This window comes from Fluviicola sp. (genome assembly GCF_039596355.1).
Lineage (GTDB): Bacteria > Bacteroidota > Bacteroidia > Flavobacteriales_D > Crocinitomicaceae > Fluviicola.
Genome location: NZ_JBCNJW010000003.1, coordinates 1 through 16,397, shown reverse-complemented (window position 1 = coordinate 16,397; position 16,397 = coordinate 1). Strand labels below are relative to the sequence as shown.

Annotated in this window: 17 protein-coding genes; 7 read left to right on the top strand and 10 right to left on the bottom strand. The window is 45.3% G+C overall.

What is annotated here, in order from left to right; genetic code table 11:
- Positions 1–99 precede the first annotated feature (99 nt).
- Positions 100–1,995 (top strand): cellulose synthase family protein, encoded by a 1,896-nt coding sequence (locus ABDV94_RS08010; protein ID WP_343606307.1) that lies wholly within the window; start codon positions 100–102, stop codon positions 1,993–1,995.
- A gap of 493 nt (positions 1,996–2,488) precedes the next feature.
- Here ABDV94_RS08010 and ABDV94_RS08005 read toward each other — a convergent pair whose 3' ends face one another.
- The 9 genes from ABDV94_RS08005 to ABDV94_RS07965 form a co-directional block, all read right to left on the bottom strand.
- On the bottom strand, positions 2,489–2,881 hold the full coding sequence (locus ABDV94_RS08005; RefSeq protein WP_343606305.1) for a GreA/GreB family elongation factor: 393 nt from the start codon (positions 2,879–2,881) through the stop codon (positions 2,489–2,491).
- A 3-nt stretch (positions 2,882–2,884) separates the two neighbouring features.
- Positions 2,885–4,288, bottom strand: a complete 1,404-nt coding sequence (locus tag ABDV94_RS08000; RefSeq protein WP_343606303.1) for an NAD(P)(+) transhydrogenase (Re/Si-specific) subunit beta — start codon at positions 4,286–4,288, stop codon at positions 2,885–2,887.
- Positions 4,289–4,330: 42 nt separating this feature from the next.
- Positions 4,331–4,630 carry an NAD(P) transhydrogenase subunit alpha gene (locus ABDV94_RS07995; RefSeq protein ID WP_300666567.1) on the bottom strand — a complete coding sequence of 100 codons (300 nt, stop codon included), beginning with the start codon at positions 4,628–4,630 and terminating at the stop codon, positions 4,331–4,333.
- On the bottom strand, positions 4,624–5,760 hold the full coding sequence (locus ABDV94_RS07990; RefSeq protein WP_343606301.1) for an NAD(P) transhydrogenase subunit alpha: 1,137 nt from the start codon (positions 5,758–5,760) through the stop codon (positions 4,624–4,626). The genes ABDV94_RS07995 and ABDV94_RS07990 overlap by 7 nt, the downstream gene beginning before the upstream one ends.
- A gap of 16 nt (positions 5,761–5,776) precedes the next feature.
- Positions 5,777–7,054 (bottom strand): Glu/Leu/Phe/Val dehydrogenase, encoded by a 1,278-nt coding sequence (locus ABDV94_RS07985; protein ID WP_343606299.1) that lies wholly within the window; start codon positions 7,052–7,054, stop codon positions 5,777–5,779.
- Between the two features lie 464 nt (positions 7,055–7,518).
- Positions 7,519–8,853 (bottom strand): sigma-54 dependent transcriptional regulator, encoded by a 1,335-nt coding sequence (locus ABDV94_RS07980; protein ID WP_343606297.1) that lies wholly within the window; start codon positions 8,851–8,853, stop codon positions 7,519–7,521.
- A complete protein-coding gene (locus ABDV94_RS07975) occupies positions 8,850–9,947 on the bottom strand; it encodes a HAMP domain-containing sensor histidine kinase (RefSeq protein ID WP_343606295.1) in 1,098 nt (365 codons plus the stop codon). The genes ABDV94_RS07980 and ABDV94_RS07975 overlap by 4 nt, the downstream gene beginning before the upstream one ends.
- 1 nt (position 9,948) lies before the next feature.
- Positions 9,949–10,509, bottom strand: a complete 561-nt coding sequence (locus tag ABDV94_RS07970) for a hypothetical protein (protein WP_343606293.1) — start codon at positions 10,507–10,509, stop codon at positions 9,949–9,951.
- Positions 10,510–10,603: 94 nt separating this feature from the next.
- On the bottom strand, positions 10,604–11,170 hold the full coding sequence (locus ABDV94_RS07965) for a 5-formyltetrahydrofolate cyclo-ligase (protein ID WP_343606291.1): 567 nt from the start codon (positions 11,168–11,170) through the stop codon (positions 10,604–10,606).
- 242 nt (positions 11,171–11,412) lie between these two features.
- On the opposite strand from ABDV94_RS07965, the gene ABDV94_RS07960 reads away from it, so the two are divergent.
- The 6 genes from ABDV94_RS07960 to ABDV94_RS07935 all read left to right on the top strand — a co-directional run bounded on the left by ABDV94_RS07960 (position 11,413) and on the right by ABDV94_RS07935 (position 15,522).
- Complete coding sequence (locus ABDV94_RS07960; RefSeq protein ID WP_343606289.1) at positions 11,413–11,766, top strand: hypothetical protein; 354 nt, start codon at positions 11,413–11,415, stop codon at positions 11,764–11,766.
- A 38-nt stretch (positions 11,767–11,804) separates the two neighbouring features.
- Positions 11,805–13,331 (top strand): SulP family inorganic anion transporter, encoded by a 1,527-nt coding sequence (locus tag ABDV94_RS07955; RefSeq protein ID WP_343606287.1) that lies wholly within the window; start codon positions 11,805–11,807, stop codon positions 13,329–13,331.
- Positions 13,315–13,941, top strand: coding sequence for a carbonic anhydrase (locus ABDV94_RS07950; RefSeq protein ID WP_343606285.1), 627 nt, complete (start codon positions 13,315–13,317; stop codon positions 13,939–13,941). The genes ABDV94_RS07955 and ABDV94_RS07950 overlap by 17 nt, the downstream gene beginning before the upstream one ends.
- A 2-nt stretch (positions 13,942–13,943) precedes the next feature.
- A complete protein-coding gene (locus ABDV94_RS07945) occupies positions 13,944–14,621 on the top strand; it encodes a DNA alkylation repair protein (protein ID WP_343606284.1) in 678 nt (225 codons plus the stop codon).
- A 131-nt stretch (positions 14,622–14,752) separates the two neighbouring features.
- Positions 14,753–15,319, top strand: coding sequence for a sigma-70 family RNA polymerase sigma factor (locus ABDV94_RS07940; RefSeq protein ID WP_343606282.1), 567 nt, complete (start codon positions 14,753–14,755; stop codon positions 15,317–15,319).
- Positions 15,316–15,522: a hypothetical protein gene (locus ABDV94_RS07935; RefSeq protein WP_343606281.1), complete on the top strand. Its 207-nt coding sequence runs from the start codon at positions 15,316–15,318 to the stop codon at positions 15,520–15,522. The genes ABDV94_RS07940 and ABDV94_RS07935 overlap by 4 nt, the downstream gene beginning before the upstream one ends.
- A gap of 147 nt (positions 15,523–15,669) precedes the next feature.
- Here ABDV94_RS07935 and ABDV94_RS07930 read toward each other — a convergent pair.
- A partial coding sequence (locus tag ABDV94_RS07930) for a T9SS type A sorting domain-containing protein (RefSeq protein ID WP_343606279.1) occupies positions 15,670–16,397 on the bottom strand: 728 nt, incomplete at its 5' end.

Below are 16,397 nucleotides of genomic sequence, written 5' to 3'. Positions count from 1 at the left end.
TGCAGGTTGAGCATCGAAATTTAGAATAAAAGCTATCTTTGTCCCCTAAATTCTACCACAAAGTGGTGGTAGGTGTTGATTAATTAACTAAATGTATCTATGACAAGGTCATTACTTGTTTTATTTTGTGCGGTATTTACGCTTTCCGCATTCGGACAAATCAAACGTGACGTTTCCGGTTATTACCAGGATTACAGAACGAAAGGTCCTTCTGAAGAAGTTCCTGTTCAGCTGGTGAACAAAGAAACGGGTAAGACCTACAAGGCAGTTACGGATGAGAACGGGAAATTCCTGTTCAAAGGTGTTGAATTAAACGCCAATACCGATACATCTCTTTTCGACCTGTCTGTTGCTGACATCAAGTATAAGCAGGAGAAATTTTTGATCAAAATTGACGCTCACCACACGAATGAGTATCAAATGGATCAGAAAAATCCGTTCAAAACGTCTACGAAAGTAACCTGGATGTTTGATTGGGGAACCTGGAACGGAAAAGAGAACTACTGGTCGCATTTTACTGCCAAAGTGGTGTTGGTCATTTACGGAGCTTGCCTGGTTCTTGTTTTCATTTATTCGTTGCTCCAACTTTCATTGTCTATTGCCTATGCAAGAAGTAAAAAACGTAAAGCGTTGGAAGTAAAACCGGTTTTTAACCCGGAAACAGCACTTACCGTGACGGTGCAATTGCCGATGTACAATGAAATGTATGTAGCAGACCGTATCATTGAGGCAGCTGCCAATTTTGATTACCCGAGAGACAAATTCGATATCCAGGTGCTGGACGATTCTACGGATGAGACAAAGGATCTGATTGCGAAAAAAGTGGCTGAAGTTGCCGCAAGAGGAATTCAGATCGAGCACATTCACCGCGTAGACAGAACCGGTTACAAAGCAGGAGCACTGGATTCTGCTATGAACAAAGTAAAAGGAGAATTCATCGCGATTTTCGATGCGGATTTCGTTCCGGAAAAAGACTGGTTGCAACAAACCATGCCTTACTTTGAAACGGATGATAATATCGGTGTGGTGCAAACCCGCTGGGGACACTTGAATAAATCGTACTCTTTATTAACGGAATTGCAGGCTTTCGGGCTAAACGGACACTTCGCGGCTGAACAAGGTGGTCGTAACGCAGCAGGACATTTCATCAACTTCAACGGTACGGGCGGTATATGGCGCAAAAAATGTATCGAAAGTGCAGGTGGTTGGGAACATGATACGCTGACAGAAGATTTGGATTTGAGCTACCGTGCACAGCTGCGTGGATGGAAATTCAAATACCTGGAGGATGTAGTTGCTCCGGCTGAATTACCGATTACCATGTCGGCACTGAAAGCACAGCAGCACCGCTGGATGAAAGGTGGAGCCGAATGTTTCGTAAAAATGTGGAAAACGATCCTGACGTTCAAAAATGTACGTCTGACTGACCGGATCCACGGATTATCCCACTTGTTCAACTCATCGGTGTTCATGTTCATTTTAACGATGTCATTGCTGAGTTTGGTGGTACTTCAAATCAAGGACAGTTTCTCCGATTTGAACTACGTGATCCAGTACGGTTCGGTCTTCATCCTGAGCACGGTTTTCCTGATGTATTATTACTGGTTGGCATACCGCGACAAAACGGCGAATAAATTCACTTCTTTTATCCGCTTTTTGGGTCGATTCTTCCTGTTCCTCACTGTTTCCCTGGGGCTTTCACTGGCAAATACGATTGCGGTATTGGAAGGATTCATGGGAATCAAGAGTTCATTTGTACGTACTCCGAAGTTTAACGTGAGTAAGAAGGGTGAATTCAAAGGAAATAAATACGACAAGAAGAGCATTTCATTGATCACAATCGGAGAAGGAATCCTGATGTGTGTATTTGGATTTACGGTTGTAAACAGAGCTATTTACGGCGATTTGGGAATGGTTCCATTCCACCTGATGCTGGCAGTAGGTTACGGAATCGTATTCTTCAACTCACTGAAAGAATTGAGACAAGGAGCTTAACAAAATTGATTACAATACGAAGGGGGATGAGATTCATTCCCCTTTTTTGTTTTTATCTGGTATTGGAATTTAGGTGGTCGTTTGGGGATGCCGATGCGTCATTTGCGTTTATGGTTTCCCGTAGACTTCGGCGTGAGCTCAGTCGAACTGAGTTCGCAAATATGTCTTTGGTATTTTGTCTCAAATAATGAAAAGCATTATTCGACTCAGCGAACGTTAGGTAAGATACAGAGAGCGTAAAGCCGACTCCTTACTAGAAAAGAAACAATGCATTCACCTTCGTGCCCCCTTTTTTTCGCGCTGCAACGCCCTGTTTGCAGAGGGTTCGCAATATGGCGATATGGCAATTTCACGAACTTTAAAAACAATCTGAAAGTTCATAAAACAAGAAAGTCCGGACGGCAATCCGGACTTTTTTTGCTAACTATGGTTCTTAAAAATCTCAAAAACTAACTAACGGAAATCTGTGCTTTTTCCGGCAAACCATAACTATTCAAAACTGGGAGTGAGAAACCTTCAGGATTTCAACTTCCTGTACCCCATTGGGGAATTCCCACATAATCTTATCTGTTTCTGCATATCCGATCAGCGCCGAACCCATCGGGGTCAGGATCGAAATGCGTTTTTGTTCCGAATTCGAATGTTCCGGAAGCACCAATTGAATCTTCATAATTCCAAAAGGCGTATTCACATCCACGATGCTGTTCAAACGAATCACATCTTGTGGAAAATCTTCCGTTTCATCCATCACTTTTGCTGTTTTCAATTCCTGTTTCAACCGGGAAATACAGCTATTCATCAAATTGGATGATTCCTGGATCGGATGGATCAACCCGGTAATGAGTTCATACTCCTTTTTATTTAAAACGATATGGTCGTACTTCATGACTTAAAAGCTCACTGTTTTTAATTCTCCGATAATTCCGGATAAAGCATCTTTTGCATCGGCGAAAAGCAGGGTGCAATTGTCTTCTCCAAACAAGTTGTTCTCAACTCCGGCATACCCTTTACTCATTCCCCGCTTGATCACCACCACTTGTTTCGAATCGTAAGCCTTGATAATCGGCATTCCGTAGATCGGACTGGAAGCATCTGTTTCTGCCGCCGGGTTCACGACGTCATTTGCCCCGATGACGATCGATAAATCGTAACTCGACATCTGATCATTTACCTCTTCCATTTCCTTCAGCTTGTCGTAATGCACATCCGCTTCTGCAAGCAGTACGTTCATGTGGCCAGGCATTCGTCCTGCAACCGGGTGAATGATGTAATCCACTTCGATTCCTTTCGACTCAAGTACCTGCTCCAGCTGTGTACACAAATGCTGTGCCTGCGCAACTGCCAAACCGTATCCCGGGATAATCGCCACTTTACTGGAGAAAGCCAGGTTTGTCGCCAGTTCACCTACGGAAGTGCGCTTGATTTCGATTTCCACATTGGAAGTTTGTGTTCCCAGGGAAGCTCCTTTGAAGTTCCCGGCCAGTACATTCCACAACGAGCGGTTCATGGCCTTACACATCAGTAAAGTCAGCAAAACACCCGCAGAACCCACGAAAATCCCTCCGGAGATCATGAGTAGGTTGTGGAACATGATTCCCGCCAAAGCCGTAGCAACACCTGTCAGGGAATTCAGCAGGGAAATCACCACCGGCATATCTGCCCCGCCGATCGGGAACACGAAAACCAGTCCGTAGATACTTGCCAGAACAGCCAGGATCGCAATTTCCTGGATTAATCCCAGATGCACTACTTCAAACGAAACCAGGAACGGGATCGCGATCATCGCCAGCAGTAAAATACGCGAGGAGATTGAAACCCAGCCTTTACGAATATCTTTCAGTTTACCGGACAATTTCAAGTATGCCACGATACTTCCGGAAAATGAAGTTGCACCGATCATCATGGCTGTCATCAGGATCACAGCCGCCGTGCGGTTTGCATCACCTCCGTGAACCAATTGTTGTCCTTCAATGATTCCAAGCAGCAGGGCGCAACCTCCACCCATCGCATTGAAGTAGGAAACCAACTGCGGCATTTTGGTCATTTCCGCTTTGTCCGACATCCGTTTTCCAAGTACGGTTCCCAACAGGATCGCCACGATAATCAGGATCAGGTTAATGGTCACCGGACCACCGTAAAATGCATGGATAACGGTAGCCACAATAGCTAGGGTCATTCCCGCTCCGGCGATAATATTTCCAAGTTTGGCACGCTGAGGCGAGCTCAGGAATTTCAGCCCGACAATGAATGAGATCATCGCCAGGAAGTAACTTACTTCCAGTAAAATTGTCATATGTTGTAATTTGAAAAGGTGAACGAAAGTCTTTAAACGGACTTACTTCTTCTTTGAAAACATGGACAGGATGCGGCCTGTCACAAAAAATCCTCCCGAAATATTGAGGGTTCCTAAAAGTACTGCGATGAATCCGAGTGTGAGATTCAGGTAATCATCAGAAGGTACGTGATACATCGTAATAATCGCACCTGCGAGGATCACTCCGTGGATGGCATTTGCCCCGGACATCAGGGGCGTGTGTAAAATGGCAGGAACATTCGAAATGATCTCAATTCCCAAAAAGATACACAACAGAATAAAATAAAGGGGTGCCTGGTTTCCGGTAATAAAGTCTAACATACTGTTTCTTTAATGAGTGATACTAATCGTTCGTTTACAATTTCCCCGTCTTCGATCAGACAACTTCCTTTCAGAATCGGGTCTTCAGAACGGGATTCAGAATCTTCTACCTGCAAATAATGCTTCAGGAAGTTGAAATAATTCGTTGCCAGCAGCTGTGAAGCTGTTTCGGCCAGTTCCCGCGACAGGAATGAATTTCCCAGGATTTTGACACCGTTGTGCGTGGTGATCAGTTCACCGTCTTGTGTCAGTGCGCAGTTTCCTCCCTGCTCCGATGCCAGGTCGATGATTACAGAACCTTTCTTCATGCGTTCCACACTGGATTTTTCGATCAGCAAAGGCGCTTTTTTCCCAGGGATATTGGCCGTTGTAATGACCATCGCCGATTCGGAAACGTACTTGTCGATCAGTGCACGCTGTTTTTCCAGGTATTCTTCGGATTGCTCAATGGCATATCCGCCTGCTCCGGCACTTTCGGCTGCTCCTTCCACTTCAATGAAATTGGCTCCCAAACTGTTCACTTCTTCTTTGGCAGAGCTCCTCACGTCGAAAACATGGACAATCGCTCCCAGTCTGCGCGCTGTTGCAATGGCCTGCAATCCGGCAACTCCGGCACCAAGGATTAGAACTCTTGCGGGACGAATCGTTCCGGCAGCAGTTGTAAACATTGGAAGAACAGAACCATACAATTCAGCCGCTTTGATGACAGCTTTGTAACCCGAAAGGGAGGCCATGGATGACAAAACATCCATAGCCTGTGCTTTCGTAGTTCTCGGAACCAAATCCAGACTGTAGACAGTCCGGTTTGGTTTTCTCAATTTTTCCACCTCATCTGTCCGAAACAGGGGATTGATCATGGAAACAACTACTTTTTTTCCGTTTTCTGAGTGAAAGGGGGAATCAAATGGATTGATGATCGTAATTATGTCAAGTAATTGTATGATTTCATCGCGCTCCATCAAAACCGCTCCCGCTTTGATGTAGTCATCATTTGAAAACCCCGCTTTCTCACCAGTTCCGCTTTCAAAGTATACTTCAAAAGCCAGTTCTTTTATTAATCGCTGAACGATTGACGGAACAATAGCCGTTCTTGTTTCTTCACCCTGTTCTTTCAGAATTCCTAGTTTCATTTCTTGATTTGGAAATTTATGGGAATACTCCCCGCTCGTTATATGTTAATTCAATACGCTTGATTGCCTCGATGTAAGCCGCCGTGCGGAAATCTGCGTTATACTCTTCCGCTGTGCGAACCACCCGGTTGAAAGAATCCAGCATTTTCTTTTCCAAACGGGAGATCACGTCTTCAAATTCCCAGATCTCACCGCTGCGGTTCTGAAGCCACTCAAAGTAACTTCCGATCACTCCTCCTGAGTTACACAGGATATCCGGAATGACATCAACTCCTTTCTCACGCAAAATAGCTTCTCCTTCCGGTGTTGTAGGACCGTTTGCTCCTTCAGCGATTACTTTCGCCGTAATGGAGGCTGCATTCTCACCTGTAATCTGATTTCCTAATGCTGCAGGAATACATACGTCGCATGCTACAGAGAAGAACTCTTCATTCGGCATTGGAACTGCTTTCGGATAGTTTGCAATTGCTCCATTGTTGTTTTTCATGTAATCCAGCAAATCGATCGGATCGATTCCCTCTGCATTGTAGATAGAACCGGAAGCATCCTGAACTGCGGTCAGAATCGCACCATTTTCCTGCATGAAAACAGAAGCCCACTGCCCCACGTTTCCGAATCCCTGAACGATGTACTTTTTCCCCTCCAGCGAGGTGTTTCTCCACTTCGCCCAGGCTTTCAAAGTCACCACTACTCCGAATCCGGTTGCACGGTCGCGTCCGCGCAAACCTCCCGAGTTCACCGGTTTTCCGGTAACCACGTGGGAATACTTGGAACGCTCGTTCGGCTGTTTTGTCGACATGTATGTATCGGCGATCCAGGCCATGATTTGTGCATTGGTATTTACATCCGGTGCTGGAATATCATACTCCGGCCCGATGTTGTCGCCCAAAGCGTGAGTAAAACGGCGTGTGATACGCTCCAACTCTGCTTTGGAATACTTCGACGGATCCAACTGGATACCTCCTTTTCCTCCACCGTAAGGCAAACCTGCCAGCGACGTTTTCCAGGTCATCCAGATTGCCAGTGCCTTCGCATCATCCAATTCAATTTCCGGGTGGTAGCGAAGACCTCCTTTGTATGGACCTAATGCGTTGTTGTGCTGCACCCGGTAACCGGTGAACACTTCCACGGAACCGTTATCCAGACGTACAGGAAAATGGACGACCAATTCATTGTTTGTCTGCGCCAAAATCTTGCGGATGTCCGCATTCAGATTCATCACGTCTGCTGCTTTCTCAAACTGTTGACGAACGCTGTCAATCATTCGGGGCGCTTTTTGTTCTTTTGTCATCATTATAATTTGATTATTGATAATTTTCGCAGGTAAAGATGAATATTTCCGGCGAATAATAGCAACATGAATCCTTCTGATCGCAATGCTTGCATAATGTTCCTGTATTCGCTGCTACATCCTGATAAACCGGAGCCTTCAAAAACAGACTCTGCGTTCCTGAAAAAACAACCAGCGGTTCGTATTCGGAACACTCCCAGGTAGTCTCACCCGGAGCATGCAAAGTACATTCTTTTGCGAAGTGACAAGATTCGCAAATTCCTTTCCCATATCGATTCATCACCCAATTAAAAATCGTTGACAGGGCATTTTCAGAAAGCATGCCAGAGATGGGAAATTAATTGAAATAGAATCCCCGTTGGTGCGTAATGCATTGCGCAACAACGGATTATTAAAAAACACCAGTTTGATTCAAAAACAGAACAACCGAGTAATTTTTACTCAGCGGGGAATTTTTACCCGGGGAATCACTTGATTTTTTGCCCCAGGGTTTTGCGGTCAATTCCTAAAATTTCGGCGGCTTTTGTTTTATTCTGATCGACGGAATCGAGCACTTTGAGAATGTACTCTTTTTCCTGCTCCTTCAATGTTTTGAATTCCGTTTGGGAAACCGTGTTTTTCGGAGCATCGATTTTCAGGTAATCGGATAAATCTTTCACATCAATGTTTCCGCGACCCATGATCAATGCGCGCTGAATGACATTTTCCAACTCGCGGACGTTGCCCGGCCAACCGTGACGGATCAAAATAGCAAGTGCTTGTTGTGAAATAACGGGTGTGCGTTCAAATTCCGAACCGTGTTTGCGAAGGAAGAAATGAACCAGCAACGGAATATCGTCTTTGCGGTCTCGCAATGGCGGCATTTCAATGTTTACGACATTGAGGCGGTAATACAAATCTTCCCGAAAGGTTCCCTGGCGTACCATCTGCTGTAAATCGGCATTGGTAGCGGCAATGATCCGCACATCAATCTTTTGTGCTTTGGAAGAACCGATCATGGTGATTTCCTTTTCCTGGAGCACACGCAGTAAACGGCTCTGCACATTGTGCGAAGCATTTCCGATTTCATCCAGGAAGATGGTTCCCGTATTCGCCGCCTGGAAAAATCCCGTGCGGTTTTCCATGGCCCCCGTAAAAGATCCCTTGAGGAAACCAAACAATTCACTTTCCAGTAAATTTTCAGGAATCGCTCCACAGTTGACGCTGATGAAAGGCGCTTTGGAACGCTGTCCGCTGTAATGAATGGCGCGGGCAACGAGTTCTTTTCCCGTTCCACTTTCCCCGGAAATCAACGTCGTGACCGTATTGTTGCGGATCAACTGGATGATTTCTGCCAGGCGTTTCATGGATTCGGAACGACCAATCATACCCAAAACAGCAAAAGGACTCGGATTATCGAGATTTTCCTGTTCTTGTTTGCGGTGTTTCTCTTTCCGGTTTTTCGAAAGGCAGTTTTCCACCGATTGATGCAACTCAGATTGCGTAAACGGTTTCACCAGGTAGTCGATCACGCCTGATTTGACTGCTTCAACGGCTCCTGAAATGGACGGATACCCCGTTACGACCAACACCGGCAGCTCGGGATAGTGTTCCTTAACGTAGTGAACCAGCTGCATGCCGTTCACTTCGGGCATCTGCAGATCGGTAATCAATAAATCAACGGAAGTATGTTTCAGTACATCAATCGCATCGGGCACATTGCTTGCCTGGAAGGTGATAAACTGCATGCCTTTTAGCTGCCGCTGAAGCAATTCCAGCATTTCCGGTGAATCATCAACAACTAAAACGCTTTCTCCTTTCATGATGCCTGTTTTTTCGGAAGAACAATGCGGAACACCGTTCCTTCTCCTGGTTTTGATTTCACAAAAATACTTCCTTTGTGGGATTTGACAATTCCGTGAACCACGCTTAAACCCAGTCCCATTCCCTCGCCCACTTCTTTCGTCGTGAAAAACGGTTCGAAAATCTGGGCTACGGTTTCTTCCGACATCCCGGTTCCGGAGTCTTGCACAATCAGTTCTGCATTTTCTCCTTTATCGCAGGTTTCAATTAAAATTTTGCCATTTTCTTCCGATGCGTGCAATGCATTTGTGATCAGGTTGAAAACAACCTGCGTGATCTGAACGGTATCCAGCTGCACCGAAAGCGGCGTTTCTGAAAAACGGGTTTCCAAACGGATCTGCTTGCTTTCAAGGTATGGTCTGATGAGTATGATCGTATCCTTGATGAGTTCATTGAACGAACTGAATTCCAGTCGCTGGGGAAGTTCGCAGGAGAAGTACATCAGTTTTTTAACGACTTCGCGGGCATGCATGGCGGCATGCATGATTTTTTCTGCATCAGATAGCGTTGCCACATCCCGCGAATCATCCATAATCAGTTGCGAAAACCCGAGAATGCTCCCGAGCGGCGTGTTCAGTTCATGTGCTATTCCCGCCGTAATTTCTCCCAACACTTTCAAACGGTCGTGATGGCGAAGACTTTCCAGGTAGCGTAACTCCCGCGATTTGATTTCCTGGCGCTCGATAAACAGGGAAAGATCCAGTGCCAGTTTTTCCAGCAAACGGTACTCTTCTTCCAGGAAATCGGCTTCGGTATATTTCGGTGCAGGATAAAAAATCCGCAGCCTTCCGATTCCCTGGTCTTCAATGCGGATGAGCTGCTCCTGGAAAACATGCGCTTCCGGTGCTTCCGCAGATTTATACCAAACCGTACGGATTTGAATATGACACACCGCATCTGCTTCAAACTGCCAGGCTTCCGGAATCCGACGCACAATGTCTTGAATGATTTCATCAAAACTCCGCGACGCATCCAGCGTGATTTTTGCAATGTCATACAGACAGCTCAATTCCTTGAGGCGCTCGTGTAATAATTCCCGTTCGTTATGCTCCACTTCAGTTAATAAATTTGTAATTGCTGATCCAGGTCGAATCCGTCACGTCATATAAAAGCTGCCAGAAATTCGTATCGACGATGTAATCAAAATCCAGTTGTTTGATATGGTATCTTTTGGCGATGTATTCCTCCTGCTTGAGACCCGGACGCATCCTATTGAGACTCCACCCGGCTTCGTTCCATCCTTTATAGGGCCAGTCGGAAAAGCGGATTTTCCACAAACTGTCAAGTGCCGGACAATAACCGATTTCCACCCGGATAGTATCGTTTACAAAAACACCGCCCATCACCTTATTTTCTTTGAAATAGTCTATTCGCTGCGGGTTGAAGGGACTCGGCCAGTAACCACTCAGTACTTTAATGAATTCGTCTTTGCTGGTGTAATAGCGTTTGGCTCTCAATACTCCGTCGCTGGAATAGCGCATAGCCACAAAACTCACCATCGTGGAATTGGGTCCGGTAGAGATTTTCGCCCCGAAAATTACACGCGACGATGGCTGTTTCACGTCGGAAAACGCAAAGCTGAAAAACAATCCTATGAACAGTACCCAATGTTTCACACTCGTTAAACGCAGTTTGTATCAAAATTGTTTCCGGATCGGCAGAAACCGTCTGTTTGTACCTGTTCACTGACCTCACGTCAACTCCAATCAACTAGTCGAAGCGGATTACTTTAGTCGGCGTTACAACAGCATTCAGCCGGATATCTGTCGGCAAAACATCGTCGATCTTACTTTCCACACCAAAATAATGCAGTCCGATGAACAGACAACCCGGCGAGCATTTCCGCAGAAAACGGTCGTAAAATCCTTTTCCGTAACCCACCCGGTTCCCTTTGGCATCTACAGCCAAAAGCGGTACAAAAACAATATCAAAACGATCGGCAGCAATTACCTTGCCCTTTTTGGGTTCGGGAATTCCTTTTTGGTTCACTTCCAGCTGGTCAGTGGATTCGAACAAATAGTGGCGCATTTCCATGGTTTCGAAATTGGTTTTCGGCACAGCTACTGCCGCCCCGATTCCCATAGCCCGCTCCCAAAGCAGGTACGTGTTAACTTCGCGTTGCCGCTCGATGGGAAGAAACAGGGAAACGGTTTTCTCAGACAGCTGAAAATGCGTCAAAGCCTGTTCTACGATCTGTTCCGAAAGCCGCTCAATCTCTCCGGGAGAAAGCTGCAATCTCATCTCTTTATATTTTTGTCGCAAATCTGCTTTTGTCATAGACTCCTCTTTAATCTGCTTTGGTGGACGGCAGATTTTTCCTTAAGTTACGCTTTTTCCCGTGTTTTTTTAATCCTTCGATTATTTCATCTTTCCGGCGGGGTTCCCGGCTTTATTTTCCCGACTAAATTAGTTGAAAGGTAAGAACTGATCCCTGCCATTCACGAACTCAATATGGTTTTTTTAACAAAAAATCCAGCAGGTTTCACTCACTCACTTCTTGAAGTACGTATCTTTACATCGTGTATAAAAGTCTGCGTTTCTTTTCACTGGCCTGTTTGCTTGCACTTGGGAGTAACCTCGCGGGTAATTTCGTATGGGCCTGCATGGATAAGAAAGTCTCCGTAAACCTATCTTCCGAAGAAGATGACAACGAACCGGGATCTGACAGCGGAAAGAAAAACAACAACAGCAAAAGAGGCATTAATTTACTGGAAGAAGAGCTGCATTTAGCAGAAAACACTTCACTTTCTCCTATCGAAACAAACCCGGCTCTGATCGAAAAAGCTTCGTTTTCGCTTATTTCCGGCAAAACAAAACGAGCTGAAAAGGCTCCCCTTGAAAATCCTCCCGAAGACAGAACGAAACTCAGCTAAACACCCTGTTATTTAGTTTATTTCGTTAATCTTTTCTCATGAAAAATTTATTTCAGACCTGGAAGCAGGATGTCCCTGCAGGCCTGGTCGTTTTTTTGGTGGCCGTTCCGCTTTGCCTTGGAATTGCGCTTGCCTCCGATGCCCCTGTATTTTCCGGGTTAATTGCCGGGATTATGGGAGGTGTGGTCGTAGGAAGCATCTCCGGCTCTGCAATCGGTGTATCCGGGCCGGCGGCAGGTTTAACTGCCATCGTAGCTGCCGCAATCGGTGATCTCGGATCGTTTGAGTTGTTTCTGGCGGCGGTGGTCTTTGCAGGTATTTTCCAGATCATCCTGGGGTTAATCCGGGCAGGTTTCATTTCCTTTTATTTTCCGAATGTGGTAATCAAGGGAATGTTGGCAGCGATCGGACTACTGATTATTTTCAAGCAGTTGCCGCATGCCGTAGGATACGATGCCGATTATGAAGGAGATGAAACCTTTTTGCAGGCAGACGGTCACAACACGTTCTCCGAATTGATTTACAGTTTCAATTACATTACGATCCCGGCACTCATCATCTGCGTGGTTTCCATCGTCGTATTGATCTTATGGGAGCAAAAGCGGGTTCAGAAAACGTTCCTGAAATTTGTTCCGGGGCCGCTGGTAGTGGTGTTACTCGGAATTCTGACCACCATTTGTCTCGAAAACACCTCCTGGAGCCTGATCGCGAAGCACCGCGTAGACCTTGGAATCAACGGTAAACCGTTTCATGAACTATTCACTTTTCCGGATTTCAGTCAGCTCGGGAACTACAAAATCTATGTAACGGCAGCTACACTAGCTGTTGTAGCAAGTTTGGAAACGCTTTTAAGTCTGGATGCTTCCGATAAACTGGATCAAAAGAAACGCATTACTTCCGGGAACCGGGAACTGATGGCACAGGGATTCGGAAACGTGGCTTCCGGACTCATCGGCGGGCTTCCGGTGACACAGGTTGTAGTCCGAACTTCGGCCAATGCCAACTCAGGAGGAACGAATAAACTATCAACGATTTTGCATGGTGTCCTGATTGCACTGGCAGTTCTCTCTATTCCAGGTGTGTTTAGCTATGTTCCATACGCAACGCTGGCAGCTATTTTGATCCAGGTTGGGTTCAAACTGGCAAAGCCGGCTCTATTTAAGAAAGTGTACAAAGAAGGATGGCTTCAATTTCTTCCGTTTGTTGCAACGATTGTCGGGATTTTACTTACCGACCTTCTCATTGGAATTTCGATCGGATTGGGCGTTTCTTTTTTGGTCATTCTCTATCACAATTTTAAATTATCTCACTACCTTTCGGTAGAGGAAAATGTATACCGCATCCGCTTAACGGAGCACATGACATTTTTGAACAAAGCTTCTCTGATCGAGACACTTCTGAAGATTCCAAATAACGTCAAAGTGATCATTGATGAAAGCGAAGCCAAATTTTTAGCAAACGATATTATTGAGTCGATTGAAGACTTCAAAATACGTGCAAAAGACAAAAACATTGAAATCGAAATAATAACTCCGAAAAAAGTAACATATGAAAGACATCTTTGAAGGAAACAAAGCGTGGGTTGAGGAAACCCTGGCAAAAGACCCGACATTTTTTGACAACCTGTCGAAAGGACAAACACCGGAATACCTGTGGATCGGTTGTTCTGACAGCCGTGTACCGGCAAATGAAATCGTGAACATGCCTCCGGGAAGTATCTTCGTACAGCGCAATATCGCGAACCAGGTGATCAACTCCGACATGAACCTGTTGAGTGTGGTTTACTACGCGGTGAAGTACCTGAAAGTAAGACACATTTTGGTTGTCGGACATTATGGATGTGGTGGTGTAGCTGCAGCTATGAGCAACAAAAGCTTCGGATTCCTGGATAACTGGTTGGTGAGTATCAAAAATGTGTACATGAAGTACCAGCAGGAACTGGACAACATCCAAAGTGAAGAATCACGCGTAGACCGTTTGGTAGAACTGAACTCTATTGAGCAGGCGCGCAATATGGCAAAAATTTCGTTCATCCAGGAAGAGTGGCAGAATGGAAATCCACTGGAAATCCACGCCATGGTATACAGTCTGAAAGACGGAATGCTGCGCGACCTGGAGATGAGCTTCAACAATTCAAATGATTTGAAACCGGTATTCCAGATTAACCAATTTTAATCATGATTGACGAAACGATTCAGCACCTGGAAGAGTTGTTCGACCCCTTCCGCAACCCTAAGCGGGCGCAAACTGCAGCAGCATATATGAAACATCATTTTTCATTTATCGGGATGCAGACGGAAATTCGGAGGGCGGCTCAAAAAAGCTGGATCGATTCATTGAAATCACTGGAAGACCGTACAATAAGATGGTCGGTAATTCGCGCTCTTTGGAATAAAAAAGAGCGCGATTATCATTATGCCGCGATCGATTACCTGAACTCCTGGCCAAAAAAATATTACTCCGAAGACGATGCCGTTGAACTGGAATACCTGCTTGGACACCATTCCTGGTGGGACAGCGTGGATGCCCTTGCGTCCAATTACCTGGGCAAATGGGCACTTTTATACCCGGAGAAAGCTCGCGAAACATTTGAGAAATGGCGTTACAATGAGTCTTTTTGGCTGCAACGCTCGTGTTTGATCTACCAATTAAAGTACAAAGACAAAGTCGATACCCTCTATCTCGAAGACCTGATCCAGCAGATGAACGGCAACAAGGAATTTTTCATCCAGAAAGCCATCGGCTGGTCGCTCAGGCAATTGTCAAAATACAACTCCGATGAAGTAATCCGGATTTTGGGAAACCATCCGATTAAGGGTTTGGCATTCCGGGAAGCGAGTAAGTATTTGGATTAATTACGAATTACGTCCAACACGGCGGAACGAATTACTTAATTATCAAACAATTCGTAATTCGGTATTAGGAATTTGTAATTTAGCCTGTTACTTTTCCAAAAGAATACATTCCATTAGCAAAACCCGGAACTTTGTTTAAGAAGAAAAAACATCATCCGCTCAATGAAGCCCAGCAAATTGACCTTGCGAAGAAGGATCACCGGTATTTCGGTCCCTTGTATGAAACGTATTTTGAGCAGATTTTCCGTTTCATCTTCAAACGACTGGGCGGAAACGAAGAAGCCGCGGGAGATTTGGTACAGCAATGCTTTATGAAAGCAATGGCCAATATCCACAAATACGAAGACCGCGGACTTCCCTTCAGTGCATGGCTTTACCGCATTGCGCAAAATGAAGTAAACATGTTTTTCCGCTCACAGAAAAAGAACTACTCCGTGGAGATTTCTGACCGCCAGCTGTATGCGATCCTGGAAGAAGGAAACGAAAACACTTCTTTCCAGCAGGAAGACCTCGACCAATTGATTGAAATAATCAATAACTTAGAGGAAACGCAAGCAGATTTAATAGAATTACGATTTTTCCAACAGCTCAGCTTCAAGGAAATTGCAGATATTTACCAGATATCGGAAGCAAATGCCAAAATGAAGATTTACCGCTTGCTGGAAAAAATCAATAAAAACTGGAAACGCGAGTCATGAGAACATTTCAAAGAAAAACGAACGAGAAATCACCGGAGCCTACCAAAGAACAAATGGTACGCTACAAGGATTTTGCCTCGCTTTCTCATCAATACGAGCGTTTGGCAAAGCGTCCTAAAAAACCGCTTTACAGGGATCCGAAATTATTCCTGCTACTCCTGATCATTGGGTTGATGTTCCTGCTGATCTTCCTGGAATCTTAGCATTCCAACTTGTAACGCATTGATTTTCAAATCCGTCCCAATATTGGGAAATGGGGATTTTGGGAATTCCCATTATATATCAAGACGAACACTTATCTATTCAGAGAACCAGGAAATTAGATCACACCTGGAGCAGACTCAACCTTTCTAGAATCCCTCAATATCCAGCTTCCTCATGGCAACAAATGCCTTCAGTACGCGCTCTCCTAGTCCTGGAACTTCTACATGCACCAGGTACACACCTGAAGCAACAGGAATTCCGGTCTTATTGGTAAGTGTCCAATCGAGATACGTCTGCGGATTATCCTTCTTAAACTGGTTCACCAATTTCCCGGAACTGGTGTAAATGCTGATCGTACAAACTTCCGGTAGATTCGTGAATTTGATCCGCGTATCCACTTTATTCCGCTCGTATTCAGAGAACGCATAGTATGGATTCGGAACCACATTGATCAGATCCAATGCACTTGCCAGTACATCTCTGCTCGCTGTCGTTGTTTGAAGATCATTCATGGACCAACCGTAAGTCGGACGTCCGCCATAGTTACCAGTTGCCGCGTACTCTGCGTACTGCTTGTTCACACGCAGTTTCATGCGTACATCTGACTCCATGAAGTCGTGTCCGGATGCTGTTACGGTGTTGGCAACCCACATCAAGCTCGTGTACAATTTCTTGTAAGAGGTGTTTGTTGCTAACTGGAACTGGTCGTATACCCAGTTGTTTACTCCGTCGTAGTAAGGACAGCCTTCGTTGTTGATGTTCACTCCGAACACCCAGATCGGCTGGTTTCCTCCAAATACCGGAAGACCGTTCCCGTCATACTGACGACTGCTTGGGTTCCAGATCATGTCTGCTCCGTTGTCTCCTCCCAAGA